Genomic DNA, 24,725 nt, shown 5'->3' with positions numbered 1-24,725 from the left:
GAACTCGATGCCCGTTCAATTTCACTTTCGACCGAAACACCTGACACTGGCCATTACTCTGGCGATGGGATGTGCTGATCTGTCCATGGCTCAGGACACACCGCCCGACACTCAAGGCATCTCTCCCGCCCCCTCTGAAACGTTCAAATCAGCGATCAACGCTTTCGCCAATCATCCGGACACCGTCCAACTGAAGGTCAGCAAAGCGTATCCGGCGCAGGAAGGTGTAGCGCTGGCGCTCGATGGCCGCAACGATCTTGTCACCGTGCAATCTCGCGGCAGTTTCGCCGGTCTGGTCGACGGTGGCGGGGGCGACAATCTGCTGCAACTCGACGCGAACAAGAAAGGCGTGCTGGGTGAAACCCGTAACTTCAGCGGGCTGGAGGTCAGGCGCGGGAGCTGGACCCGCAGCGGACCGGGTGATTTCAACATCGGCGTACTGGTCCATCCGAAGGCAATGCTGGTCAACGATGGGCAAATTCTGGGTACGGCAGTGACCGAGGGGATTCTGATCAACAAAGGAGCGATCAATGGCGGCGCCACTGTCGCGTCTGGCGGTGACCTGACCAACCAGGGCCTGATTGACGGCACGGTGGATGTTCATGAAAACGCCCATATAGCCGGGAATGGTGCGGTAAATCATTTGAATGTGTACGGACGCATGACCGTCGACGATGTCTACGGCGCACCCAAGGTTTCGGGAGATCTGCGCCTGGCCCATTCTGCCGTGCTGGCCTATGCCGTGGATGCCTCCGGCAACAGTCAGACGGTGGTCGTAAAAGGAACCGCTCATTTGGGTGACGCCACCCTGAAACTCGTCACCGCCGGCGACTATCTGCAAAGCAGTCAGCACACTGTTCTGCAAGCGGAAACGATTGAGGGACAGTTTGGCACCGTTGAAAACGATCTGGCCTACATGACCCCGACGCTGCACTACGAAGCACAACGAGTGGGCTTGCTCTATGCCCGTAACGATGTGCCGCTCGAAAAACTTGCGACCACGCAGAGTAGTCAGGCGCTCGCCCAGAGCATTGACGAGACACCCTCCCCATCTCAGCAACCTCAGCAACCTCAGCAACCTCAGCAACCTCAGCAACCTCAGCAACCTCAGCAACCTCAAGAGCCTGAGGCACTTCACCAGACAAGCAAAGCCATCAGCGCGGCCACACCTCAAAATACTGCCGTCACGGCCCTGCTCGGTGCCAGCAAGCCGACGGCCAGCCTGGCCCTCGAACAACTCGCCGCCGGCAGCAACGCCAACCTCGCCAAAGCCACACTGAGCAGCGTCAATCCGCTCAGCGCCAGCATGCTTTCGGCCATGCATCAACTCGACAGCGGCAATGGCGCGCAGAGTTCAGGGAATGCACCGCGCCGAGCGGCTGGTGGCGAAGGCAACGGGCGGGTCTGGCTGCAAGCACTGGGGCATGGCGGCCAGGTTGATCGTGACGCCGCCAGTGTTCTGAAGCATTCCACCCAAGGTCTGGTCATGGGGTCCGACTGGCGAATCGACGAGCAATGGCATGTCGGCCTGATGGGTGCAAAAGCGCAAACCCGCTTCGATGCCCAACAGTTCGACGGTGATCTCGACAGCTGGCACCTCGGCGCCTACGCGCTGCGTCAGGATGGCCCGTTCGCCTTGCGCTTGGGGGCCTCGTACGGCAGTCATGACGGCAGCGGCAAACGTCGCGTCGCCTTCAATGGTTTCAGCGATCGGCTCAAGAGCCGCTATGACGCCAGCACCCAGCACGCCTTTGCCGAAGTCGGCTACAACCTCGGTCGTGGCAACGTCAGCATCGAGCCGTTCGCCAGCGTCGGCTATCAACGCTATCAACGTGACGGCTACACCGAGAACGGTGGCGATGCGGCGCTCAAGGTTCAGGGTCAGACTCAGGCGAATCCGAGCAGCACCCTCGGCCTGCGCCTGGCGAACATCAGCCAGCTGTCCAACGGCATGCAACTGACGCCGCGTCTGAGCGCCAGCGTGAAACACACCTACGGCGATCTGGACAACGTAACGCGCCAGCAACTGGTCAAGGGTGGCAGAAGCTATGAAGTCACCGGCGCCGGGATGGATCGCAACAGCTTTACGCTGGACGCCGGTCTGGACCTGACGCTGTCCGATCGCAACACCTTGGGCATAGGCTTCAGCGGCGAGGCCGGCAACGACAGCCGCCGTTACGGCGTGACAGGCCAATGGCGAATGGCGTTCTGACACAACGCTACATTTAGGAGCTGCCGCAGGCTCGGGCCTGCGGCAGCTCCTACAGAGAACGGCATATTGCAGGCGAAAAAAAGGGGAGCACATGCCCCCCCGAGGTTTAAAGCGTTGGATCGCGGCGGTTATCTCAGCCTTCGATCTCGATCAGGATTTCGCCCGGGTTGACCCGGTCGCCCTTGGCCACATGAATGGCGGTGACCTTGCCGGCAATCGCTGCCTGGACTTCGGTTTCCATCTTCATCGCTTCGGTGATCAATACAGCCTGGCCAGCCTTGACGGTGTCGCCCTCCTTGACCAGCACATCGACGATGTTGCCTGGCATGGTGGTGCTGACATGGCCCGGTGCCGACGCCTGCTTGCGTTTGCTGCTGCCACCGCCGACGAATTCGTTGAGCGGTTCGAACACCACTTCTTCCGGCATGCCGTCGATGGACAGGTAGAAGTGACGCTTGCCTTCGGCCTTCACACCGACACCGGTGATGTCGACGCGGTAGGTTTCGCCGTGGACGTCGATGACGAACTCGGTCGGCACGCCTTCGCCGCCAGCCTTCGTCACACCGCCGGCCTCAGGGATCGGCAACAGCACTTCCGGAACCAGGGTGCCGGCGGCACGCTCTTCGAGGAACTTGCGCCCGATGTCCGGGAACATGGCGAAGGTCAGCACGTCTTCTTCGGACTTGGCCAGTGCGCCGATGTCGGCACGCAACTTGGTCATTTCCGGCTTGAGCAAATCGGCCGGACGCACGTCGATCACCTCTTCGCTGCCGATGGCCTGACGACGCAACTTCTCGTTGACCACGCCCGGCGCCTTGCCGTAACCACCTTGCAGGTACAGCTTCACTTCATTGGTGATGGTCTTGTAGCGCTCGCCAGCCAGCACGTTGAAGAACGCCTGAGTGCCGACGATCTGCGAAGTCGGAGTCACCAGCGGCGGGAAGCCAAGGTCTTCACGCACCCGCGGGATTTCCGCCAGCACTTCGGCCATGCGGTTCAATGCGCCCTGCTCTTTCAACTGGTTGGCGAGGTTGGAAATCATCCCGCCCGGCACCTGGTTGACTTGCACACGGGTGTCGACCGCAGTGAATTCGCTTTCGAACTGGTGGTACTTCTTGCGCACGGCGTAGAAGTACAGACCGATTTCCTGCAGCAGCTCCAGGTTCAGACCGGTGTCGTACTCGGTGCCTTTGAGCGCAGCAACCATCGACTCGGTGCCCGGATGACTGGTGCCCGAGGCGAAGCTGGAGATCGCGGTGTCGATGTGATCGGCGCCGTTTTCAATGGCTTTCAATTGGCACATCGCCGCCAGACCAGCCGTGTCATGCGAGTGGATGAACACTGGCAGCGATTGCTCGGCCTTCAAGGCACGGACCAGTTCACCGGTGGCGTACGGGGTCAGCAGACCGGCCATGTCCTTGATCGCCACCGAGTCGCAACCCATGGCTTCCATCTGCTTGGCCTGCGCCACGAACGCGTCGATGGTGTGCACCGGGCTGGTGGTGTAGGCGATGGTGCCCTGAGCGTGTTTGCCGGCAGCCTTCACCGCTTCGATCGCTACGCGCAGGTTACGCACATCGTTCATTGCGTCGAAGATGCGGAATACGTCGATGCCGTTGACCGCTGCCTTGGCAACGAAAGCTTTGACCACGTCGTCGCTGTAGTGGCGATAGCCGAGCAGGTTCTGCCCGCGCAGAAGCATTTGCAGGCGGGTGTTGGGCAGCGCGGCGCGCAGTTGGCGCAGACGCTCCCACGGGTCTTCTTTCAGAAAGCGAACGCAGGCGTCGAAGGTTGCACCGCCCCAGCATTCCAGCGACCAATAGCCGACTTTGTCGAGCTTGTCGCAGATCGGCAGCATGTCTTCGGTGCGCATACGGGTGGCGAGCAGCGATTGGTGAGCGTCGCGCAGGATGGTGTCGGTGACAAAGATCTTCTTGCTCATTCTTATATTCCTCACAGGCCTGCGTGGGCGGCGATGGCGGCGGCGATGGCCAGGGCCAGCTCTTCGGGTTTGCGCTTGATCGAGTAGTTGGTCAGTTCAGGGTGGCTTTCAACGAAGCTGGTATTGAACTGGCCGCTACGGAATTCCGGATTGCGCAGGATTTCCTGGTAGTACGCGGCGGTGGTCTTCACGCCTTGCAGGCGCATGTCGTCCAGCGCGCGCAGGCCACGGTCCATCGCCTCTTCCCAGGTCAGCGCCCAGACCACCAGTTTCAGGCACATCGAATCGTAGAACGGCGGAATGGTGTAACCGGTATAGATCGCCGTGTCGGTGCGTACGCCCGGGCCGCCGGGAGCGTAGTAACGGGTGATCTTGCCGAAGCTCGGCAGGAAGTTGTTTTTCGGGTCTTCTGCGTTGATACGGAACTGCAACGCAAAACCACGGTGCTGGATGTCTTCCTGTTTCACCGACAGCGGCAGGCCGGAGGCGATGCGGATCTGTTCGCGGACGATGTCGATCCCGGTGATTTCTTCGGTGATGGTGTGCTCCACCTGGACCCGGGTGTTCATCTCCATGAAGTACACCTCGCCCTCGGCGAGCAGAAACTCCACGGTGCCGGCGTTCTCGTAACCCACAGCCTTGGCCGCACGCACCGACAGGTCGCCGATGTAGGCGCGCTGTTCCGGGGTCAGTTGCGGGCTCGGGGCGATCTCGATCAGCTTCTGGTTGCGGCGCTGGATCGAGCAGTCGCGCTCGAACAAGTGCACGACGTTGCCGAAGCTGTCGCCGAGGATCTGCGCTTCGATGTGTTTAGGGTTGACGATGCATTTTTCCAGGAACACTTCCGCCGAACCGAAAGCCTTGGTCGCTTCGGAAATCACCCGAGGGAAATTCTGTTCGAGTTCTTCGCGGCTGTTGCAGCGACGGATGCCGCGCCCGCCACCACCAGAGGTAGCTTTAAGCATCACCGGATAACCGATGCGGTCACCTTCGGCCAAGGCTTCTTCGATACCGGAGACGTTGCCTTCGGTGCCTGGGGTGACGGGTACGCCGGCCTTGATCATGCTGCGCCGGGCTTCGGTCTTGTCGCCCATGCGGCGAATGACTTCCGCCGACGGGCCAATGAACTTGATTCCGCGTTCGGCGCAGATGTCTGCCAGCTCGGCATTTTCCGAGAGGAAGCCGTAACCGGGATGCAATGCATCGCAACCGGTTTCCACCGCCAGGTTCACCAGCTTGCGCGGGTTCAGATAACCGGCCAGAGGCTCGGCACCAATGCTGTGGGCTTCGTCCGCGCGCTTCACATGCAAGGCATGGCGGTCGGCGTCGGAAAAAATCGCAACCGAGCGAATGCCCATTTCGGCGCAGGCTCGCACGATTCGTACGGCAATCTCACCACGGTTGGCGATCAGGATCTTTGTTATCACTTGGAGGTTCCCTTGAGCCGGTGGCACCACGACCTGCTAAACCCAGGTCGACGCGTGACTAAATGTTTCAATTTAGTCGCAGCCCCACACTAGCGCTCGCAAGGGATTAACAAAAATGAATAAAAATTGGATCATGCATAAGCAAAGACTTATAGTTAAACCATCAGCCTGCCGTCAGAGCCTATAAGAAATGCGTAAGTCCTTGATGCGTATGACATTACGCCAATTGCAGATCTTCAACGAAGTGTGTGATTTACGTTCCTACAGCCGCGCCGCCGATGAAATGTCTCTGACACAACCGGCCGTCAGCCTACAGATTCGTCAGTTGGAAGAGCTGATCGGCCAGCCATTATTCGATTACGTCGGCAAAAAACTCTACATGACCGAGGCCGCCGAAGCCCTGCAACGTGCCAGCCGGGACATCTTCGGCCGCCTGGAAAACCTCGACATGCAGCTGTCGGACATGCAGGGCTCACTGCAGGGCCAGTTGAAGCTGGCGGTGGAATCCAGTGCCAAATACTTCGTGCCGCACCTGTTCGCCGCGTTCAAGCGCCAGCACCCGGAAGTGAACCTGCAGCTGACTGTGGTCAACCGCGGCCAGGTGATTCGCCGCCTCTCGGACAACCGCGATGATCTGGTGATCATGTCGATGGTGCCGCAGGACATGGGTCTGGAGTTTCTGCCGTTTCTGAACAACCCGATTGTCGCCGTGGCGCGCCCGGACCATCCGCTGGCGCACATGGGGCCGCTGCGTCTGCAGGATCTTGAGCCTTACACGCTGCTGATCCGCGAACCGGGCTCAGGTACGCGATTGGCCTGTGAAGAGTATTTCAAAGAGAAACGCGTGCACTTCACCCAGACTCAGGAAGTGGCCTCGGCCGAAGCTCAACGTGAATGCGTCGTGGCGGGTCTGGGCTTGGCGCTGTTGACGCGCCACGCCCTGAACCTGGAACTGGCGACCGGCGGCCTGGTGGAGCTGCCGGTCGAGGAGTTGCCGCTGTTTCGCAGCTGGTGTCTGGTGCAAGCCAAGGCCAAACGGCTGTCACCGGTAGCGCATGCCTTCCTGGCGTTTATCCGCAGCGAGCGGATGCAGATCAGCGCACTGGTTGAGCGCTTCGACGGGAAACTGCCGGTGCGGCCTGCCAGTAGTTGAGTTCGATGTCCTCGGGAAAATCGCTGATTTCGCTCTGAAGCTGACGGAGTTCGAAGCGATCTTCGATGGCGCGACGGAATTCCATGCGGCGCTGGTCTTCCTGCTGACGACGGGTTTTCGCAGCGCTGTTGCGTTCTTCGTAGGGCTGAGCCATTTCGAGTCTCCCAAGGCGAGTACGGGAGTTTCACGATAGGCGTGGGGGATGACGGTTTGGCTGCGCGGGGATGACAGTGCGATGAAAGTTGCGCAGGGTTGCGGTGTTTCTGAGGACGCCTTCGCGAGCAGGCTCGCTCCCACAGTGGATTTTCTGTGAACACAAATTTTGTGTCACACCGAGCTCAAATGTGGGAGCGAGCCTGCTCGCGATTAAGGTCGGAACGACCTTACGATGACTTCAGTCATCCAGCGCTTTCACGGCTTTGGGCGACAACCGCAAGCTACGCAAACTGCGTTTCACACTCTTGAGATGGTTAACCAGACTCGGCCCACGCGCCATCGCCACGCCCATCGCCAGCACGTCGATCACCACCAGATGCGCAATGCGCGAGGTCAGCGGTGTGTAGATCTCGGTGTCTTCGTGTACATCGATGGCCAGGTTGACCGTCGACAGCTCGGCCAACGGTGTCTGACTCGGGCACAAAGTGATCAGCGAGGCGCCGCTCTCGCGCACCAGGTTGGCAGTGATCAGCAGATCCTTGGAGCGCCCGGACTGGGAAATGCAGATGGCCACGTCGGTCGGCTTCAAGGTCACCGCCGACATCGCCTGCATGTGCGGGTCGGAATACGCCGCAGCGGTCAGCAACAGGCGGAAGAACTTGTGCTGCGCATCCGCCGCCACCGCGCCCGACGCACCAAAGCCGTAGAACTCGACGCGCTGCGCCTGGGACATCAGCGTCACGGCACGCTGCAATTCCACCGGATCGAGCTTCTCGCGAACCTCCATCAGCGTATGCAATGTGGTGTCGAAAATTTTCAGGCTGTAGTCGGCGACCGAGTCGTCTTCATGGATCGCGAACTGGCCGAAGCTGGCACCGGCGGCCAGGCTCTGCGCCAGTTTGAGCTTGAGATCCTGAAACCCGGAGCAGCCGATGGCCCGGCAGAAACGCACGATGGTCGGCTCGCTGATGCCGACGCTGTGGGCCAGGTCGGCCATGGAACTGTGCATCACCGCCGCAGGGTCAAGCAGCACGTGGTCGGCGACCTTGAGCTCCGACTTGCGTAACAGGTGACGTGACTGGGCAATGTGTTGCAGCAGATTCAAGGGGCTGGACTCTTCTTATGGGCAAGGATGTAGCACGCTTGTAGTTATACTACATGAATTGGCTTTTTGCCTGCTCAATGCGTAACTCCATGTCCCCATATCAGGCGCGATGGAGTGCATGTAGCCCTTAAAGCGGTTTTTCCTGTTCGCGCAACAGCCCGGCCAGACGGTCGGCCTCCACCGGACGACTGATCAGATAACCCTGCACTTCGTCGCAGCACTCGACGCGTAAAAAATCCAGCTGCTCTTGCCGCTCGACACCTTCGGCCACCACTTTCAACGACAGCCCGTGAGCCATGGCGATGATCGCTCGGGTGATCGCCGCATCCTCACTGCCCTGCCCCAGCCCGCGGATGAACGCCTGATCGATCTTCACGTAATCCACCGGAATCCGTTTGAGGTAACTGAGCGACGAATAGCCGGTGCCGAAATCGTCGATCGCCAGCTTCACCCCCAGATCGCGCAGTTGCTGGAAGGTCGCGATGATGTGTTCGACGCTGTCGAGCAACTGGCTTTCGGTGAGTTCCAGTTCGAGGTAGTGCGGCGCCAGCCCGGTTTCTTCCAGCACCTGGCGCACCAGGCTGACCAGTTTGCCCTGCCGCAGTTGATGCACCGACAGGTTCACCGATACCCGAATCGGCGCCAGCCCCTGGCGCTGCCATTCGCACGCCTGCCAGCAGGCCTGGCGCAGCACGAATTCGCCGATCGGGCCGATCAGTCCGGTTTCCTCGGCCAGACCGATGAAGTCCCCCGGCGGCACCCGACCCATGGTCGGATGATCCCAGCGCACCAGCGCTTCCGCCGCATTCAGGCGCCCGGTTTGCAGGCACAGCTTCGGCTGGTAGAACACCTTGAGCTGCTTGTCTTCGATGGCTTTGCGCAACTGGTTCTCCAGTTGCAGACGCTCAAGGGTGCTGGCCTGCAAGCTGTCGGTGTAGAACTGGAAATTGTTGCCGCCCAGGTGCTTGGCGTGTTGCATGGCCATGTTCGACTGACTGACCAGCGCGGAAATCTCTCGGGCGTTGTCCGGCAGCATGCTGATGCCCATCGAGGCACTGACCACCAGCTCATGCCCTTCGACCGTCAACGGCAGGCGCAGCTTGCTCGAGAGCCGCGTGGCGACCCGCGCCAGGCTCGACAGGTTGCCGTAGGCATCGAACAGCACGGCAAATTCATCACCGGACAGTCGGGCGATGGTGTCGGCCTCCGGCAAGGCGTTGACCAGGCGTCGAGCCATTTTCTGTAGCAGTTGATCCGCGACCTCGTGACCGAGGCTGTCGTTGAGCAGCTTGAAGCGATCGAGATTGATGTGCAGCAGCGCCAGACTGCGGCGCCCGCCCTGACGCACGCGCTGATGGGCTTCGTGCAGGCGCTCGCGGAACAGCGAACGATTGGCCAGCCCGGTCAGCTCATCGTAATGCGTCAGGAAGCGCATGCGCTCCTCGGATTCGCGTCGCGCGGAAAGATCGGCGAAGAAGCCGACGATATGGCTCACATTTCCCCGACTGTCGCGCACCGCGTTGAGTTGCAGCCACTGCGGATACAGCTCGCCGTTCTTGCGGGTTTCCACCAGTTCGCCCTGCCAGCTGCCGTGCTGCTCCAGCGCGTGGCGGATCGAAACGTAATGTCGCCGCGCATCACGACTGCACGGCAGCTCGACGACATTGCGCCCGAGCATGTCTTCGATGTCATAACCGGTGACCCGGCTGAACGCCTGATTGATCGCGATCAGCGCGTAGTTCGGGTCGAGAATGACGATGCCTTCGCTGGCCGCTTCGAACACCGTGGCCGCCAGTCGCTGCTGTTCTTCAAGGCTTTTGCTCGCGCTGATGTCGCGCCGGGTGCCGACCATGCGGATCACCCGGCCACTGTCACTGCGCTCCACAGCGCGGCCGCGGTCTTCGATCCATACCCAATGGCCGTCACCGTGCCGTACGCGGTATTCGATCTGATAGTCCTCGGAGCGCCCCTTCAGGTGCTCGATCAGCGCCTGCTTGAGTCCGGGCACATCCTCGGGGTGCAGGCGTGGCTTGAGGTCGCGCAGGATCGCCGTGACGTACTCCGGTGCGAGGCCGAACAGCTCCTGAATCTGCGTGTGATGGACTTCGTCGGTTTGCAGATTCCAGTCCCACAGCCCCAGTTCACTGGCCTTCAACGCCAGGGCCAGGCGGGCTTCGCTTTTGCTCAGCGCCTGGTTAGCCACGTCCAGTTGGCGGCTGCGCTGTGCCACCCGGTCTTCCAGCTCGACCTGCGCCTCACGCAGTTGGCCCTCGGCGCAGCGCCGCTGTTCGATTTCCTTGGCCAGTGCCTGATTGAGCTGCTCGCTGCGGTTCTGCGCTTGCTGCAGGTGTTCGATCAGGTGCTGGTTCTGAAAACGCCGCAGCAAGCCGCGGTCGATCAGCCGATTGACCTGCCATGCCACCACACTCAGCGAGCCGAGCAGAATCAGCCCGAGCCAGCCCCAGCCGCGTGCCTGTTCGTCGCCGCCCCAGAACAGGTAGCCGATCGCTGGCAGCAGGCACGGTAAGGTAAAGGACAGAAACGCCGGCAGGCTGACGGCATAAGCAACGCTGGCCGACAATGTCGCGGCGCCGATCAGGCCGAACACCCAGGCTTGCTGCATGAAGTTGTCGGCGGGCACCAGCGCGATGCCGGCGCCAGCCAGCGTCAGGCCGGTCATGGTCGAGCCTAACAGGAACATGCGGAACCAGATCGGCTGGGCCTGACGGTCCGGGATCGCCGAATCGAACGCGGCGACCTGAATCACCCGCAGCGCCACCAGCGACAACAACCAGACCAGCCAGATGCTGACCACGAAATAGCGCTGCGGGCTCCAGAGCAAAGCGGCGCAGACCAGACCATTGAGCAACATGAACATCGTCGGCAGCAGCGAGCCCTGATACAGCAGGCGCGTGCGTTCGACCGCCATTTCGACGGCGTAATGCTTGCGGATGACCCGGGGTTCCACAGAGGGGCCCGACAGGTCTGAGCTGAGGGTCTTGTGCAATGTTGTTGTTCTTATAAGAGTGAGCATTGGGCCCGAAACGTGGACGGAGCATACACAAGCAGACCCCGTTGCCAAACTGCTCCAGATCATAATTTGCCGGAAACTTTTCCCGTCCGATCACCGGCAAAACCCGCAAAGCGAGGCGGGCCGAAGCCTGTAGCCAGTGACCGACCGGTCGTCATCGACGGCGCTTTCATCGGCTAATGCAAAGCTCGGTTTGCCCGGGCCTGCGGCGCACCCTAGAATGCCCCGATGCGCGATGATCTCTCCCTTCTGCTGAACTCCCTCAACGATGCCCAACGCCAGGCCGTAGCAGCCCCCGTTGGCCGTCAGTTGGTCCTGGCCGGTGCCGGTTCCGGTAAAACCCGAGTGCTGGTGCACCGTATCGCCTGGTTGATCCAGGTGGAAAACGCCTCGCCCCACTCCATTCTGTCGGTGACCTTCACCAACAAGGCCGCTGCCGAGATGCGTCACCGCATCGAGCAGTTGCTGGGTATCAACCCGGCCGGCATGTGGGTCGGCACCTTCCACGGCCTGGCGCACCGCCTGTTGCGGGCGCACTGGCAAGAAGCAGGCTTGAGCCAGACTTTCCAGATTCTCGACAGCGACGACCAGCAACGCCTGGTCAAGCGGGTGATCCGCGAGCTGGGGCTGGACGAGCAACGCTGGCCGGCGCGTCAGGCCCAATGGTTCATCAACGGGCAGAAAGACGAAGGTCTGCGCCCACAGCACATTCAGGCCAGCGGCGACTTGTACCTGGCGACCATGCGCGGCATCTATGAAGCCTACGAGGCGGCCTGCCAGCGCGCCGGGGTCATCGATTTTTCCGAACTGCTGCTGCGCGCCCTCGACCTGTGGCGCGATCACCCGGGTCTGCTGGCGCACTATCAAAAGCGCTTCCGCCACATCCTCGTCGACGAGTTCCAGGACACCAACGCCGTGCAGTACGCCTGGTTGCGCCTGCTCGGCAAGGGCGGTGACAGCCTGATGGTGGTCGGCGACGACGATCAGTCGATCTACGGCTGGCGCGGGGCGAAAATCGAGAACATTCATCAGTACTCGTCCGACTTCCCGGATTCGGTGACCATCCGCCTGGAGCAGAACTACCGCTCCACCGCCGGCATCCTCAAAGCGGCCAACGCCTTGATCGCCAACAACACCGGACGCCTCGGCAAAGAGCTGTGGACCGACGGTGGCGATGGCGAAGCGATCAACCTGTATGCCGCGTTCAACGAACACGACGAAGCACGCTACGTTGTCGAAACCATCGAAAGCGCGCTGAAAACCGGCCTGGCTCGCAGCGATATCGCCATTCTCTACCGCTCCAACGCCCAATCGCGCGTTTTGGAAGAAGCCTTGCTGCGCGAGCGCATTCCGTACCGCATCTATGGCGGCCAGCGCTTCTTCGAGCGCGCGGAAATCAAGAACGCCATGGCCTACCTGCGTTTGCTGGAAGGTCGCGGCAACGATGCCGCGCTGGAGCGGGTCATCAACGTCCCGGCCCGTGGCATCGGTGAGAAAACCGTCGAGGCGATCCGCGACCATGCCCGTCACAGCGATGTGTCGATGTGGGAAGCGATGCGGCAACTGGTCGCCAATAAAGGCCTGACCGGTCGTGCTGCCGGCGCCTTGGGGGCGTTTATCGAGCTGATCGAAAACCTTGCCGCCAAGTGCATGGAGATGCCGTTGCATTTGATGACCCAGACCGTCATCGAGCAATCGGGGCTGATCGCCTATCACGAAGCGGAAAAAGGCGAGAAAGGCCAGGCCCGGGTGGAAAACCTTGAGGAACTGGTCAGCGCCGCGCGCAACTTCGAAAACACCGAAGAAGACGAAGAGCTGACGCCACTGGCGGCATTCCTCGGCCACGCGTCGCTGGAAGCCGGCGACACTCAGGCCGACGAGCATGAAGACAGCATTCAACTGATGACCCTGCACAGCGCCAAAGGCCTGGAATTCCCTTACGTGTTCCTGGTGGGCATGGAAGAAGGCCTGTTCCCGCACAAGATGAGCCTGGAAGAACCGGGACGCCTTGAAGAGGAACGCCGTCTGGCCTACGTCGGCATCACCCGCGCCATGCAGAATCTGGTGATGACCTATGCTGAAACCCGACGCCTGTACGGCAGCGAGACCTACAACAAGGTTTCGCGTTTCGTCCGCGAGGTGCCGAAGGGTCTGATCCAGGAAGTGCGTCTGTCGAACAGCGTCAGCCGACCGTTTGGCGGCAACCAGTCGATGAGCGGCAGCAACCTGTTCAGCGGCAGCGAGATTCCGGAAACCGGCTTCAGCCTGGGTCAGGCAGTACGCCATTCAATCTTCGGCGACGGCGTGATCCTCAACTTCGAAGGTTCCGGTGCGCAGGCACGGGTGCAGGTGAACTTCAGCGAAGGCAGCAAGTGGCTGATGCTGGGGTACGCCAAGCTGGAAGCGATCTGACGCCGGTTTCGCTTTTCTGTGGGAGCGAGCCTGCTCGCGAATGACATCACCGTGGTTGATCTGATAAACCGCAGTGTGGCTTTCGCGAGCAGGCTCGCTCCCACAGGGGTCGGCGTTGGATGATCTAACAAGGATATTTGCATGGGCTCAGGCTTCTTTTCTTCCTGGACATTCTGGGCCTTGCTCTCGGCGACGTTCGCCGCGCTGACGGCGATCTTTGCCAAGATCGGCATCGAAAACGTCAATTCCGACTTCGCCACTCTGCTGCGCACCATCGTGGTACTGGTCAGCCTGGCCTTGATTTTGTACGCGACGGGCCAATATCAGTCCTTGGGATCAATTTCCGCCAAGAGCTACCTGTTCCTGTTGTTGTCCGGCCTGGGTACCGGCGCGTCGTGGCTGTGCTATTTCCGCGCGCTGAAAGTCGGCCCGGCTTCGCTGGTCGCGCCAGTGGACAAGCTCAGCGTGGTGCTGGTGGCGGTGCTCGGCGTGATCCTGCTGGGCGAGAAGCTCGACCTGCGCCAATGGGGCGGCATCGGCCTGATCACGGCCGGTGTGGTGATGTTGGCGTTGCGTCGATAAGCAAGTTTCCCGCTGAACCTATCCCATTTTCCTACAGACAAAAGTACATGGCCTGATTGCTTCGACGGAGCTGAACGTAACCTGTCAGGCAAAAGCCCGAAACACTCTCTCGCTAGCCAGTAACACTTCAGCTGTGCAACATGGCGCGCGTGTCTCCACAAACGGGAATTCCCTTTATGAAACGTTTTCTTAGCATCGCCATGGCGTTGTGCATCGGCCTGACGATGAGCCTCGACGCCAACGCCAAGCGCTTTGGTGGTGGCAAAAGTGCCGGCGCTGCGCCGACGCACCAGACCAGCCAGATGGCTCCTTCTTCCCCAGGCATGGGCGGCGCAGCAGCGACCGCTGGTGCAGCCGGCGCTGCCGGTGCCGCGGCCAAGGCTGGCGGCGCTTCGAAATGGCTCGGCCCTCTGGCCGGTATCGCCGCCGGTGGCCTGCTCGCGTCCATGTTCATGGGCGGCGGCTTCCAGGGCATGCAGATCTTCGACATCCTGATCATGGCCGTGATCGCGTTCGTGATCTTCCGCTTCATCGCCGCTCGTCGACGCAAGCAGCAGGAGCACCTGGCACCGGCCGGCGCGCCGATGCAGCGTGAAGTATTCGAACAGAAGCCTGCTGCCATGGGTTCGATCTTCGGTGGTTCGGCTGCTCCGGCTGCCGCTCGTCCGGTGATCAACGCGCCAGCCTGGTTCAACGAACAGCGCTTCCTTGAAGCCGCGCGCAGCCACTTCCAGTCGCTGCAGCAGCACTGGGACGCCAACGAAATGGACAAGATCGCCGAGTTCGTGACCCCGCAGATGCTTGAGTTCCTCAAGCGTGAGCGTGCGGATCTGGGCGACGGCTTCCAGTCGACCTACATCGACAACCTGCAAGTGCAGCTGGACGGCGTGGATGATCGCGCCGACAAGACCATCGCCACCCTGACCTTCAGCGGCGTGTCGAAGACCTCGCGTTTCGACCAGGGCGAAGTGTTCAGCGAAAGCTGGAACATGGAACGTCCACAGGGCGAGAACCAGCCTTGGCTGGTGGCCGGTATCCGCCAGAACGGCTGATCCCCACCGCGTTACGCATGTGGTAATAAAAACCCCGGCTCAGGCCGGGGTTTTCTATTTCGCGGTTGCATCTATAGCGAGCTACTGTATAAACCGGCCCATATAAACCGCGCCATTCAAGCAAGAGGATCCCGGACGTGGAAGAAATCATCGAACAACTGCGCGAAGCCAACGAACCCGTACCGGTTCCCCTGGAGTTGCCCGACGAAGACCAATTGGTGGAAATCGAAGAAGAACTCTTCATCAACATCCCGTTCGTCTTCAAAGAGTTTCTGCTGACCGTCAGCGACGTGGTGTACGGCAGCCTCGAGCCGGTGACCGTCACCGACCCGCAATCACACACTTACCTGCCGGATGTCGCGGCCAACGCCTGGGATGCTGGCGTACCGCGCGACCTGATCCCGATCTGCCAGGACGGCGACAACTACTACTGCGTCGAAGAAGACGGCACCGTGGTGCTGTGGTCCGGCGAAGAAGAGCTGATCACCGAAGAGTCCTGGGAATCGGTGTGGCACTGGGCGCGGGACGTCTGGCTGGAAAGCTGATCCACCAGCCGCCCCGGGCGGTCAGTGCCCCGACGACTCCTTGTGATTGTCGAGGGTTTCCAGCAAAGCCACCTGCATCCGCGTGTGCACGCGGATGAACCAGCGCCAGAGCAGCGCCGCCACGGCGGCCGCCACCACGGCGACCAGCACCAGCAACTTGTTGGTCGGCAGGATACTGGCCGACAAGGCTGCCAACAGCAGGAAGATCACCAGCAGCGAGAGGATCGGGATCACTTCGGAGATCACCCGCCGCACTCGCTGCGTGTGCCGCCCGGCCATCTCCGGCTTCACGCCCATCTCCGCCAGCAGCATCGACAGCGCCTTGAGCTTGCGATACGCCGCAATCAGGAACGGCAGCGACAGCAACAGCGCCCCGCCCCAGATCAACGCCTTCTGCCAGCTCGGATCAGTGATCCAGTCCTGCATCCACACCGCCAGCCGTCCGGCAAAGAACGCGCCGCTGAAGAAGATCGCGATCACCAGCGCCAGATTGACCCCGACCTGCAACAGAATCCGCCGGATCATCGCCGCCAGCATCGCACCCTCGCCTTGCGGCTGAATGCTGCGCAGCCATTCGCCATACATGCCGAATACTCGGCCCAGACGCTTGGGTACCGCCGCTGAGAGTTTGATCGACAGCGGATCGGCCGCACGGATCAGATACGGCGTCAGCAGCGTGGTGATCACCGACACCGCCACCGCCACCGGATAAAGAAAGTTGCTGGTGACCTGCAGCGTCATCCCGAGCGCGGCGATGATGAAGGAAAATTCGCCAATCTGTGACAACCCCATCCCGACCCGCAGTGAGGTGCGTCCATTATTGCCGGCGATAAACGCCCCGAGGCCGCAGGACAACATCTTGCCGAGCACCACCGCCACGGTGATTACCGCGATCGGCCACGCGTATTGCAGCAGGATCATCGGATCGAGCATCAGGCCGATGGCGACGAAGAAGATTGCACTGAACAGGTCGCGAACCGGTTCGATCAGCCGTTCGATTTTCAGCAACTGCCGCGACTCGGCCATGATCGCGCCGATCAGGAAGGCGCCGAGCACCATGCTGTATTCGAGCTTGACCACCAGCAGGCAGAAGCCGAAACACAGGCCGAGCACGGTGATCAGCAGCATTTCGTTACTTTCGAATTTGGCGACATAAGCCAACAGACGCGGCACCAGCAGAATGCCGATCACCAGCGCGACGATCATGAACAACGACAGTTTGCCGACCGTGGAAAACACTTCGCCCGAACTGACCGTGCCGCTGACCGCGATGCTCGACAGCAAGGCGATGATGCCGATGCCGAGGATGTCCTCGACGATCAACACGCCGAAGATCAACTGGGCGAAGCGCTCGTTCTTCATCTTCAGGTCGTTGAGCGCCTTGACGATGATGGTGGTCGAGGAGATGGCGAGGATTGCGCCGAGGAACAGCGAATCCATGGTGTTCCAGTCGAACCAGCGGCCGATTTCATAGCCGATCCAGATCATCAGCACAATTTCGAGGAACGCCGCGATAAACGCCGTGGCCCCGACCTTGAACAACTTGCGCAGGCTGAACTCCAGCCCGAGGCAGAACATCAGGAAAATCACCCCCAGCTCGGCGAGGGTCTTGATAGTTTCTTCGTCGTGAATCAGACCGAATGGCGGGGTGTGCGGGCCGATGATGAAACCGGCAACGATGTAGCCGAGCACCACCGGCTGCTTGAAGCGGTGAAACAGCACGGTGACCACACCTGCGACCAACATGATCACTGCCAGGTCCTGAATAAAGCTGATGGCATGCATGGTGTGGGCTCCTTGTATGACATGACCCGCCGTCAGACTTCAGAAAGCTCTGAGCGAGTTGGGTAAAAATCCGCTTTTCGTGTAGGAATTGCCCTTGGGCAGGGCCTTTTGCAGGTTAACACCGCGACTTCCGGCTGGAAGGCGGTGCAATATAAGGAAACAGATCGGTCGCGGCGTGACGGCAGCCAGCCGTCTGGCGTCCCGATAACGGTGCTTTTGAAAAAGCCACCAGGCACCCGCAGAGGTGCGTCCAGCCATCCAGCCTTGATCCGTGAGAACGTTATGGAACCCGGAAACGCCCAACTGTCGATGACGGTATTGATGACCCCCGACATGGCCAACTTCTCTGGCAATGTCCACGGCGGTACCCTGCTCAAATACCTCGACGAAGTGGCCTACGCCTGCGCGAGCCGCTATGCCGGCCGCTACGTGGTGACGCTGTCGGTGGATCAGGTGATTTTCCGCGAGCCGATCCATGTCGGCGAACTGGTGACCTTCCTCGCGTCGGTCAACTACACCGGCAACACTTCGATGGAAGTCGGCATCAAAGTGGTGACCGAGAACATCCGCGAGCGCTCGGTGCGCCACACCAACAGCTGCTTCTTCACCATGGTTGCGGTGGATGACCAACGCAAACCGGCCGCCGTACCGCCGCTGCAACCGCAGAACAGTGAAGACAAGCGTCGTTATATGCAGGCGCAGCAGCGTCGGCAGATTCGTCAGGAGCTGGAGAAGCGTTATCAGGAGATCAAGGGCGACGCCTGAGCTCAAAAGCAAAAGATCGCAGCCTGCGGCAGCTCCTACAGAGGATTAACGTTTACCTTGTAGGAGCTGCCGCAGGCTGCGATCTTTTCGCTTTTAGCTGGTTACAGACTGATCGCCGTCGCCTCGAATTTCACCCGCGGATGCGCGATCCGGTCCTGCGCCCGCACCAGTTGCAGCTCATAACTGGCACACGCCTGGGTCTCCAGCAGCACTTCATGCACCGCCGCTGCGGTGAACTCGAACGCCGCCACCAGGCTGTCGCCCAGCAGCAACCGCGCGAGGAACAGCCCGGACGTCAGATCGCCCACGCCCACCGGCTGACGCGGAAACGCCAGCAGCGGACGACGCAAGTGCCAGCTTTCATCAGCGGTCACCAACAACATCTCGAAACCGTCCGCCGGCTTGCCCGGATAATCCAGATGCTTGACCAGCACCGCTTTCGGCCCGCGCGCCAGCAGCGCCCGAGCCATCGCCAGGCAATCGAACAACGACTGCGGCTTGCGCCCGGAGAAACTGTCCAGCTCCAGTTGGTTCGGACACATGATGTCCGCCACCGCCGCGGCTTCCTCCAACAAGAAATCGCTGACTTCGGCCGGGACACTACAGCCTTTTTCCGGGTGACCCATGACCGGGTCACACAGGTACAACGCCTTCGGATTGACCGATTTGATGCGCTCGACACCACTGAGAATCGCCCGGCCCTGCGCCGCGCTGCCCAGATAACCGGAGAGCACAGCATCGCAATTGCCAAGTTCGCCAATCGCGGCAATGCCGTCGACCAGTTCGGGGATCTGCTGCGGCGCCAGCACTTCACCGGCCCATTGGCCGTACTGGGTATGGTTGGAGAACTGCACCGTGTTGAGCGGCCAGACGTTCACCCCGACCCGCTGCATCGGAAAAACCGCAGCGCTGTTGCCGGCGTGGCCGAAGACCACATGGGACTGAATGGCGAGCAGATGAGGCGTACGTTTCATTCGGGTTATTCCGTAAAACGATTGAAATTCAAGCCGCGCAGTATGCGACGAAACACAGCCTGTACGACAGACCGGCGACGCAGTTAAGCTGGACCAATCTTTTGGAGTTTCCTGTTGATGCTGACCCTTGAAAACATCTTCGTGCTGATGCTGTTCGCCGCTGCCGGCGCATGGCTGTGGCACAACCACGGCTTGCGCGAGCGGGCGCTGGAGCGGGTCAAGCAGCATTGCATCAACGTGGGCGTTGAACTGCTGGACGGTAACGTCGCGTTGAAAAAAATCGGCTTGATCAAGGATGCCAGCGGTCGGCGGCGTCTGGCCCGGGTCTACAACTTCGAGTTCACCGTGACCGGCGAAACCCGGCACAACGGCATCATCACCCAGTTTGGTGCGCACAGCGCTCAGATTGAACTGGCGCCCTACCCGGCGCCGTTCGACGACACGCCACCGGTGGTTGAGGTCACTCGTCCACGGGCCGAAGTGATCGAGCTGAGCCAGTGGCGTCAGGAACACAATAAGTGGAAGCCGTAAGCTAATCCGCTTGAACTCGGCATTGCGTGAGGCCTGACTGCAAATCATCGACACTTTGCGCACCGGCAAAGATCAGCTCTATACGCGAATCCCGTCGCCACTCGCTGGGCTGCCAATCCAGTTCAGCGTTATCCACGGCATTGGCCGACACCCAGCCCTCGACGCTATGGATAACCAGTTTCGCCCGCCGCCAGTTCAGGCTCTGCAGCCATTGGCTCAGACGATGCGTATCGAACGTCTGCCCCGGGTGCCAACGCCAGCCGATGCTCCAGCCGCCCTCTTGTGCCTGACTCAGGCAGATCGGCGATGCCGGGTCGCTCCAGAGCGCCGGAATCGGTCCCGCCCCCTGCGGCACAACAAGGTTATCCACACCCGCCATTGCTTGCGCCGTCACACCCGGCAACTCGCGTAAAGACAGGTGCGCCTGCTGCGTCCAGATCAATTTGACCGCCGGCAAACGCTCGGCGATGGTCTGCCGCACAGCCTCATCCAGACCTTCTGCCTTGTTCAGCAACAGCAGACCGGCGCGGCCCAAAGCGTCCTGCTGAGCGGGCGGCAACGCTTTCCCGGCGGCCAGTGCCTGGGCATCCAGCACTGACACACACGGCTGCAGCGCCAGTACACCCAACCACGGCGACTCACCTAACTGATTGAGCAATTGCGCCGGATGGCCCAGCCCGGACGGCTCGATGAACAGCCGATCCGGTCTGGCCTTGCGCAGCAAACGGCCGAGGCCGATCTGAAACGGCGCGCCGTTGACGCAACACAAACAGCCCCCGGCAACTTCGCCCAGTGCGATACCATCGCCATCGCGGGTCAGCAGCGCCGCGTCGAGGCCGATCTGACCGAATTCGTTGATCAGCACCGCCCAGCGCTCGCCTTCCGGCCGTTGGGCCATGAGCTGGCGAATCAGACTGGTCTTGCCAGCGCCCAAAGGGCCGGCGATGACATGGGTAGGAATGTTCTGCAACATGACTGGGCGTTTTCTGAGGGGATTGGACATGCGTTGGATGGGATGGTCGTTGCTGTTGATGTTGCTGTCGAGCGAAGCCTTGGCTCAAGCCTGCGTTGTGCACAGTCAGGGCGAGCGACTCGACGTCAAGGTTTGCCAGCAAAACCGCAGCATTCCCGAGAAGCTGTTCAGCGACGGGTTCTGCCAACCGACCCTGGCCGGGCAGAAAGTCGAGGTGCAGTACGTCGCTCAATGCCCGAGCGGCGCGTTCGGCGTGTGCAGCAACGCGCAAGTCGCCAATATGCCCTATCGCCAGGATATCCACTATTACGGCGTGGCTTCAGACATGGCGTATTTGAAGCCGTATTGCGAAGGCCAGAGCCAGGGTAAATGGCTCAAGCCTTGAGCCATCAACCGAGCCAGTCGAGCGTCAGCAGCAGCCGTCGTTCACCCGCTGGCAGTTGCGGAGAACGATGGATCAGACCGAAGCCTTCGTTGCCGTGCCATTTCTCGCCTTTCAATAGCGCCACGTCGCCACTGTGCAGTTGCTGGATGTTCGCCATGTCGTTTGGCTCAGCGTTCGCCTGGCCCAATTGCTCGCGGTCCATCGCGCCCTCCTTGAGCCACTGACTGCCGATTCCGCCATACGTGGTGATCAGGCGCACCGGCACATGATCGACGTGGAAACGCGGACACATGGCCTTGTCCAGCACCCGCAGGCGCAAGCCGATACGCCGTGCACCCAGCAGGCAAGCGAAGGCACTGACTAGCCATCCCAGATCAGCGACAAAGCCTTCGTAGCCTTCCAGATCACGGAACCCGGCAGCCAGTCCACTGAGATCAGGCTCGCCGTCTTCGTCCGGCAATTCGAGGCAAAGCGACTGCGCCAGTGGCTCGTTGAGCGACAGCACCAACGCTGCGAAATCAGCGATGTGCAGCGGCAGTTGGCGCTGCCAGACCGCAAGATTGACGTCGTCTTCGAGGATTCGCGTCAGCGTTTTCGGCGTCGCCCCCTGATGCTGATGACGTACTCGATTCTGCTGCAGTTTGAGCGCAAGCATCAGGCGGCCTCTTCGTGCCAAGGGCCGAACGGATCCGGCAGCGTGCGCCAACCGTCTACACCAGCAGCCATTTCTTCGTCAGTCAGCAGGCAGGCATCGAGCTCCGACTTGAGCTGTACGAAATCGATGTTCTGACCAATGAACACCAGCTCCTGACGACAATCTCCGACACTCGGCGTCCAGTTTTCCATGATTGCTGCGGTACTGTCCTGATCCTGCGGCCATTGGTTTTTCGGCACGAAACGCCACCAGCGTCCAGCGAAACCGTGGCGCATCAGGCCGCCCGCCTGCGACCAGCTGCCCGCATCCGTGACCTTGCTGGCGAGCCAGAAAAAACCCTTGGAGCGCAGTAATTTACCGTTCGTCCATGGACGATCAATGAAGCTGTAAAAGCGCTGCGGATGGAACGGGCGGCGTGCGCGGTAAGCCGTGGAAGCAATGCCGTACTCGGTGGTTTCCGGTACATGCTCACCGCGCAATTCCTGCAGCCAGCCCGGCGCTTGGGCGGCTTTGTCAAAATCGAATCGGCGCGTGTTTAGGATCTTCTCCAGCGGCACCTCGCCCATCACCATCGGGATGATTTCCGCCTGGGAATTGAGGCGCTTGAGAATTGCCGTGAGTTCGTCGCGCGCCTGGCGGCTGATGAGGTCGATCTTGCTGATCAGCAGTACGTCGGCGAACTCGATTTGTTCGATCAACAGGTCGGTGATCGAACGTTCATCTTCGTCGCCCAAGGTCTCGCCGCGGGACGCGAGGCTCTCGGCAGCCTGATAGTCGAGGAGAAAGTTCACGCCGTCGACTACCGTCACCATGGTGTCGAGTCGAGCAACGTCGGCGAGGCTCTGACCCAGCTCATCGCGGAAGGTGAAGGTTTCGGCGACCGGCAGCGGCTCGGAAATACCCGTGGATTCGATGAGCAGATAATCGAAACGGCCTTCGCGAGCAAGTTTGCTGACCTCTTTCAGCAGGTCCTCGCGTAACGTACAGCAGATACAACCATTGCTCATCTCCACCAGTTTTTCTTCAGCACGGTTCAGGCTGACATCGCGCTGGACTTCGCTGCCATCAATGTTGATCTCGCTCATATCGTTAACGATGACTGCAACGCGCAAACCTTCTCGGTTACGTAGTACGTAATTCAAAACCGTACTTTTTCCAGCGCCGAGAAAGCCCGAAAGAACGGTCACGGGAAGCGGAGATGACATTGGATAATCCTCATCAGATGGTGGCCGATGGGCGTTTATGCCGGATTTGGCGTAACGCGCCGCGTTCTAGAGCTTCAAGACAGAGTGACGGCAGAAGCTGACGCTTTAAATCGGCGGACTCAGGCCCAATAAAATTGATGTTATAGTATAACAATATGAATTAGCCAGACCTGCTCTTGCCCAAACCGATAAAGAGCATGAAGCTGCATGCCATCTGCCCGTCGGGAACCGTGATGAAAAATGTCCTGAAATGCTCGCTAATGAGTCTGGCATTGCTGTCGGGTACCAACGTATGGGGACAAGCGTCGATGCTCGCCAAGTGCACACACAGCGCTAACCTGCTGGCATGTGTCGATGCGCAAGGCAACGCCTACAGCGTGAATACGGTGGGCAGCACGATTTACCTGCGCGGCTTTGAAAAGGACGGCAAACGCTACTGGGCGCAGACCAACAGTCGGTTCGGCCAACTGACGTTCTTCACTGGCATCGCCTCTGACGGCGAAGCCTGGGTCGGCTACACCCGTCGCGTCGGCTGGACGACGATCAATCGCTTCTCCAGCTCAGGCGGCAGCAGCGCGAAGTTCACCTGCAGCCGGATCACTGGCTGCTAAACCTGCACCTTTTGCTGCGCCTGCTGCCAGGCGATGTAGCTGTCGATTGGCGGGTTCTGCTGAAAATAGCGCTGCAATCCTTCAAACAACCCGTTAGCGATAGCCTGTTGATGTCGAGTTGTCACCAGGCGCTGGCTGTCACGCGCATTGGAAATAAAGCCGGTTTCTACCAGGATCGACGGCACATCCGGCGACTTCAGCACCGCAAATCCCGCCTGTTCCACGCGCTTTTGATGCAATGTGGTGATGCCTTGCAGACTGCCCAATATGCTGCTGCCGAGTTGCAGACTGGCGGCGATGGTGGCGTTCATCGACATGTCGAGGATCACGCCGGCGAGCATCGGATCCTTGTCCTTGAGATTAAGCAGACTGGTCGCGCCGAGCAGATCCGCGCCGTTCTCGCGCTGTGCCATGAAGCGTGCAGTCGCTGACGTCGCACCACCTTCTGACAGGCAATACACCGAAGCTCCCGACGCCGTCAGTCGCGGCGCTGCATCGGCGTGCACGGAGATAAACATGTCGGCCTTGTGCTGACGGGCAATGTCTACACGCTTGCGAAGGGGCACGAAAAAATCGTCATTGCGCACCAACTTCACGTCGAAGCCCTTCTCCTTTTTAAGACGTTTGGCGAGCAATTGTGCGATGGACAGCACCACGTCCTTTTCCCGCTCACCCTTGGCGCCGACGGCGCCAGGGTCTTTACCACCGTGTCCGGGATCAACCACGACAATGATGTCGCGTTTAAGGTGACGGTTATTCGTGGATGTTTCACGTGGAACCACTGCGGTGCTCAGGACTTTATCGGCGTTCACCAGATCGAGCACTAAACGGTGTCCTTGACCATCCTGCGGTGCCAAAACAAAGCTGTTCAATAGAACGGGAGTGTTCAGATCGAGAACGATCCGGGTATCGCCTTGACCAAAATGCCCGGCGCGGATCGAGCGAATGGCCGTATCTGCTAATGGCAATTGACTGAAATTGCCACTCAAACTCGCCCCGGACAGGTCAATGATCAAGCGCTCTGGCGCGCTCAACGTGAAGGTTTTGTAGCGCACCGGGCCGCTTAAATCGAAGACCAGTCGCAGCTTTTCACCCGAACGCCAGAGCCGCGCATTTCGCACTTGGGTTGCCGAGACACTGAAGGGCAGAGCCAAGGCTGCGCTGGCCAAAAACAAACTGAGCAAGTGGCGTCTGTGCATATGAAAACCCGTTCATGAAAAAAGC

At 60.3% G+C, this 24,725-nt stretch carries 21 protein-coding genes; 10 read left to right on the top strand and 11 right to left on the bottom strand.

What is annotated here, in order from left to right:
- Positions 1 to 7 precede the first annotated feature (7 nt).
- Positions 8 to 2,212, top strand: a complete 2,205-nt coding sequence (locus ACM6HV_RS07900; protein WP_414903913.1) for an autotransporter outer membrane beta-barrel domain-containing protein — start codon at positions 8 to 10, stop codon at positions 2,210 to 2,212.
- Between the two features lie 133 nt (positions 2,213 to 2,345).
- Here the strand turns inward: ACM6HV_RS07900 and oadA are convergent, their stop codons facing one another.
- Positions 2,346 to 4,154, bottom strand: coding sequence for a sodium-extruding oxaloacetate decarboxylase subunit alpha (oadA, locus tag ACM6HV_RS07895; RefSeq protein ID WP_041073869.1), 1,809 nt, complete (start codon positions 4,152 to 4,154; stop codon positions 2,346 to 2,348).
- An 11-nt stretch (positions 4,155 to 4,165) separates the two neighbouring features.
- Positions 4,166 to 5,581 (bottom strand): acetyl-CoA carboxylase biotin carboxylase subunit, encoded by a 1,416-nt coding sequence (locus ACM6HV_RS07890; RefSeq protein WP_041073867.1) that lies wholly within the window; start codon positions 5,579 to 5,581, stop codon positions 4,166 to 4,168.
- A 190-nt stretch (positions 5,582 to 5,771) separates the two neighbouring features.
- Between ACM6HV_RS07890 and ACM6HV_RS07885 the strand changes: the two genes are divergently transcribed.
- Complete coding sequence (locus ACM6HV_RS07885) at positions 5,772 to 6,734, top strand: LysR family transcriptional regulator (protein WP_145593756.1); 963 nt, start codon at positions 5,772 to 5,774, stop codon at positions 6,732 to 6,734.
- On the opposite strand, the gene ACM6HV_RS07880 is transcribed toward ACM6HV_RS07885, so the two are convergent.
- From ACM6HV_RS07880 to ACM6HV_RS07870, 3 genes are all read right to left on the bottom strand, one after another.
- Positions 6,676 to 6,888 carry a PA3496 family putative envelope integrity protein gene (locus ACM6HV_RS07880; protein ID WP_145593757.1) on the bottom strand — a complete coding sequence of 71 codons (213 nt, stop codon included), beginning with the start codon at positions 6,886 to 6,888 and terminating at the stop codon, positions 6,676 to 6,678. The genes ACM6HV_RS07885 and ACM6HV_RS07880 overlap by 59 nt on opposite strands.
- Positions 6,889 to 7,128: 240 nt before the next feature.
- On the bottom strand, positions 7,129 to 7,995 hold the full coding sequence (hexR, locus tag ACM6HV_RS07875) for a transcriptional regulator HexR (protein WP_007962240.1): 867 nt from the start codon (positions 7,993 to 7,995) through the stop codon (positions 7,129 to 7,131).
- Between the two features lie 127 nt (positions 7,996 to 8,122).
- Positions 8,123 to 11,029: an EAL domain-containing protein gene (locus ACM6HV_RS07870; RefSeq protein ID WP_414903911.1), complete on the bottom strand. Its 2,907-nt coding sequence runs from the start codon at positions 11,027 to 11,029 to the stop codon at positions 8,123 to 8,125.
- A gap of 225 nt (positions 11,030 to 11,254) precedes the next feature.
- Between ACM6HV_RS07870 and uvrD the strand changes: the two genes are divergently transcribed.
- The 4 genes from uvrD (at position 11,255) to ACM6HV_RS07850 (ending at position 15,617) form a co-directional block, all read left to right on the top strand.
- Positions 11,255 to 13,438 (top strand): DNA helicase II, encoded by a 2,184-nt coding sequence (gene uvrD, locus ACM6HV_RS07865; protein WP_041073860.1) that lies wholly within the window; start codon positions 11,255 to 11,257, stop codon positions 13,436 to 13,438.
- Positions 13,439 to 13,579: 141 nt separating this feature from the next.
- On the top strand, positions 13,580 to 14,020 hold the full coding sequence (locus tag ACM6HV_RS07860; RefSeq protein WP_027610340.1) for an EamA family transporter: 441 nt from the start codon (positions 13,580 to 13,582) through the stop codon (positions 14,018 to 14,020).
- 176 nt (positions 14,021 to 14,196) lie between these two features.
- Positions 14,197 to 15,072 carry a Tim44 domain-containing protein gene (locus ACM6HV_RS07855; RefSeq protein ID WP_041073858.1) on the top strand — a complete coding sequence of 292 codons (876 nt, stop codon included), beginning with the start codon at positions 14,197 to 14,199 and terminating at the stop codon, positions 15,070 to 15,072.
- 137 nt (positions 15,073 to 15,209) lie between these two features.
- Positions 15,210 to 15,617: an SMI1/KNR4 family protein gene (locus ACM6HV_RS07850; RefSeq protein ID WP_024164487.1), complete on the top strand. Its 408-nt coding sequence runs from the start codon at positions 15,210 to 15,212 to the stop codon at positions 15,615 to 15,617.
- A gap of 21 nt (positions 15,618 to 15,638) precedes the next feature.
- On the opposite strand, the gene ACM6HV_RS07845 is transcribed toward ACM6HV_RS07850, so the two are convergent.
- On the bottom strand, positions 15,639 to 17,402 hold the full coding sequence (locus ACM6HV_RS07845; RefSeq protein ID WP_414903910.1) for a cation:proton antiporter: 1,764 nt from the start codon (positions 17,400 to 17,402) through the stop codon (positions 15,639 to 15,641).
- 282 nt (positions 17,403 to 17,684) lie between these two features.
- On the opposite strand from ACM6HV_RS07845, the gene ACM6HV_RS07840 reads away from it, so the two are divergent.
- Positions 17,685 to 18,167 (top strand): acyl-CoA thioesterase, encoded by a 483-nt coding sequence (locus tag ACM6HV_RS07840; protein WP_003229693.1) that lies wholly within the window; start codon positions 17,685 to 17,687, stop codon positions 18,165 to 18,167.
- 101 nt (positions 18,168 to 18,268) lie between these two features.
- On the opposite strand, the gene pdxY is transcribed toward ACM6HV_RS07840, so the two are convergent.
- A complete protein-coding gene (gene pdxY / locus ACM6HV_RS07835; protein WP_414903909.1) occupies positions 18,269 to 19,141 on the bottom strand; it encodes a pyridoxal kinase PdxY in 873 nt (290 codons plus the stop codon).
- Positions 19,142 to 19,258: 117 nt separating this feature from the next.
- Here pdxY and ACM6HV_RS07830 point away from each other — a divergent pair, with 117 nt between their 5' ends.
- Positions 19,259 to 19,672 (top strand): DUF3301 domain-containing protein, encoded by a 414-nt coding sequence (locus ACM6HV_RS07830; RefSeq protein WP_086792506.1) that lies wholly within the window; start codon positions 19,259 to 19,261, stop codon positions 19,670 to 19,672.
- A 1-nt stretch (position 19,673) separates the two neighbouring features.
- Here the strand turns inward: ACM6HV_RS07830 and ACM6HV_RS07825 are convergent, their stop codons facing one another.
- Positions 19,674 to 20,645 carry a CobW family GTP-binding protein gene (locus tag ACM6HV_RS07825; RefSeq protein ID WP_414903908.1) on the bottom strand — a complete coding sequence of 324 codons (972 nt, stop codon included), beginning with the start codon at positions 20,643 to 20,645 and terminating at the stop codon, positions 19,674 to 19,676.
- Positions 20,646 to 20,673: 28 nt separating this feature from the next.
- Here ACM6HV_RS07825 and ACM6HV_RS07820 point away from each other — a divergent pair, with 28 nt between their 5' ends.
- Positions 20,674 to 21,030 carry an NADH:ubiquinone oxidoreductase gene (locus ACM6HV_RS07820; protein WP_414903907.1) on the top strand — a complete coding sequence of 119 codons (357 nt, stop codon included), beginning with the start codon at positions 20,674 to 20,676 and terminating at the stop codon, positions 21,028 to 21,030.
- 4 nt (positions 21,031 to 21,034) lie between these two features.
- Here ACM6HV_RS07820 and ACM6HV_RS07815 read toward each other — a convergent pair whose 3' ends face one another.
- Positions 21,035 to 21,685 (bottom strand): DUF1826 domain-containing protein, encoded by a 651-nt coding sequence (locus ACM6HV_RS07815; protein ID WP_414903906.1) that lies wholly within the window; start codon positions 21,683 to 21,685, stop codon positions 21,035 to 21,037.
- Complete coding sequence (gene zigA / locus ACM6HV_RS07810; protein ID WP_414903905.1) at positions 21,685 to 22,890, bottom strand: zinc metallochaperone GTPase ZigA; 1,206 nt, start codon at positions 22,888 to 22,890, stop codon at positions 21,685 to 21,687. The genes ACM6HV_RS07815 and zigA overlap by 1 nt, the downstream gene beginning before the upstream one ends.
- Positions 22,891 to 23,123: 233 nt before the next feature.
- On the opposite strand from zigA, the gene ACM6HV_RS07805 reads away from it, so the two are divergent.
- Entirely contained in the window at positions 23,124 to 23,501 is a 378-nt protein-coding gene (locus ACM6HV_RS07805; RefSeq protein WP_414904151.1) for a glutamine synthetase, read from the top strand.
- Here ACM6HV_RS07805 and ACM6HV_RS07800 read toward each other — a convergent pair.
- Positions 23,498 to 24,700, bottom strand: a complete 1,203-nt coding sequence (locus ACM6HV_RS07800) for an N-acetylmuramoyl-L-alanine amidase (RefSeq protein ID WP_414903904.1) — start codon at positions 24,698 to 24,700, stop codon at positions 23,498 to 23,500. The genes ACM6HV_RS07805 and ACM6HV_RS07800 overlap by 4 nt on opposite strands.
- Between the last annotated feature and the right edge of the window lie 25 nt (positions 24,701 to 24,725).

This window comes from Pseudomonas sp. IT-P260 (assembly GCF_949768395.1).
GTDB classification, from domain to species: domain Bacteria; phylum Pseudomonadota; class Gammaproteobacteria; order Pseudomonadales; family Pseudomonadaceae; genus Aquipseudomonas; species Aquipseudomonas parakoreensis.
This window is presented reverse-complemented; position numbering and strand designations above follow the sequence as displayed.

What these genes read in the sequence shown, in the direction of transcription:
- ACM6HV_RS07845 (WP_414903910.1), bottom strand. Translation starts at nt 17,402, where the DNA reads ATGCATGCCATCAGCTTTATTCAGGACCTGGCAGTGATCATGTTGGTC.
- pdxY (WP_414903909.1), bottom strand. Translation starts at nt 19,141, where the DNA reads ATGAAACGTACGCCTCATCTGCTCGCCATTCAGTCCCATGTGGTCTTC.
- uvrD (WP_041073860.1), top strand. Translation starts at nt 11,255, where the DNA reads ATGCGCGATGATCTCTCCCTTCTGCTGAACTCCCTCAACGATGCCCAA.
- oadA (WP_041073869.1), bottom strand. Translation starts at nt 4,154, where the DNA reads ATGAGCAAGAAGATCTTTGTCACCGACACCATCCTGCGCGACGCTCAC.
- ACM6HV_RS07885 (WP_145593756.1), top strand. Translation starts at nt 5,772, where the DNA reads ATGCGTAAGTCCTTGATGCGTATGACATTACGCCAATTGCAGATCTTC.
- ACM6HV_RS07900 (WP_414903913.1), top strand. Translation starts at nt 8, where the DNA reads ATGCCCGTTCAATTTCACTTTCGACCGAAACACCTGACACTGGCCATT.
- ACM6HV_RS07840 (WP_003229693.1), top strand. Translation starts at nt 17,685, where the DNA reads ATGGAACCCGGAAACGCCCAACTGTCGATGACGGTATTGATGACCCCC.
- ACM6HV_RS07860 (WP_027610340.1), top strand. Translation starts at nt 13,580, where the DNA reads ATGGGCTCAGGCTTCTTTTCTTCCTGGACATTCTGGGCCTTGCTCTCG.
- ACM6HV_RS07830 (WP_086792506.1), top strand. Translation starts at nt 19,259, where the DNA reads ATGCTGACCCTTGAAAACATCTTCGTGCTGATGCTGTTCGCCGCTGCC.
- ACM6HV_RS07800 (WP_414903904.1), bottom strand. Translation starts at nt 24,700, where the DNA reads ATGCACAGACGCCACTTGCTCAGTTTGTTTTTGGCCAGCGCAGCCTTG.
- ACM6HV_RS07880 (WP_145593757.1), bottom strand. Translation starts at nt 6,888, where the DNA reads ATGGCTCAGCCCTACGAAGAACGCAACAGCGCTGCGAAAACCCGTCGT.
- ACM6HV_RS07870 (WP_414903911.1), bottom strand. Translation starts at nt 11,029, where the DNA reads ATGCTCACTCTTATAAGAACAACAACATTGCACAAGACCCTCAGCTCA.
- ACM6HV_RS07825 (WP_414903908.1), bottom strand. Translation starts at nt 20,645, where the DNA reads ATGTTGCAGAACATTCCTACCCATGTCATCGCCGGCCCTTTGGGCGCT.
- ACM6HV_RS07855 (WP_041073858.1), top strand. Translation starts at nt 14,197, where the DNA reads ATGAAACGTTTTCTTAGCATCGCCATGGCGTTGTGCATCGGCCTGACG.
- ACM6HV_RS07815 (WP_414903906.1), bottom strand. Translation starts at nt 21,685, where the DNA reads ATGCTTGCGCTCAAACTGCAGCAGAATCGAGTACGTCATCAGCATCAG.
- ACM6HV_RS07820 (WP_414903907.1), top strand. Translation starts at nt 20,674, where the DNA reads ATGCGTTGGATGGGATGGTCGTTGCTGTTGATGTTGCTGTCGAGCGAA.
- zigA (WP_414903905.1), bottom strand. Translation starts at nt 22,890, where the DNA reads ATGTCATCTCCGCTTCCCGTGACCGTTCTTTCGGGCTTTCTCGGCGCT.
- ACM6HV_RS07805 (WP_414904151.1), top strand. Translation starts at nt 23,124, where the DNA reads ATGAAAAATGTCCTGAAATGCTCGCTAATGAGTCTGGCATTGCTGTCG.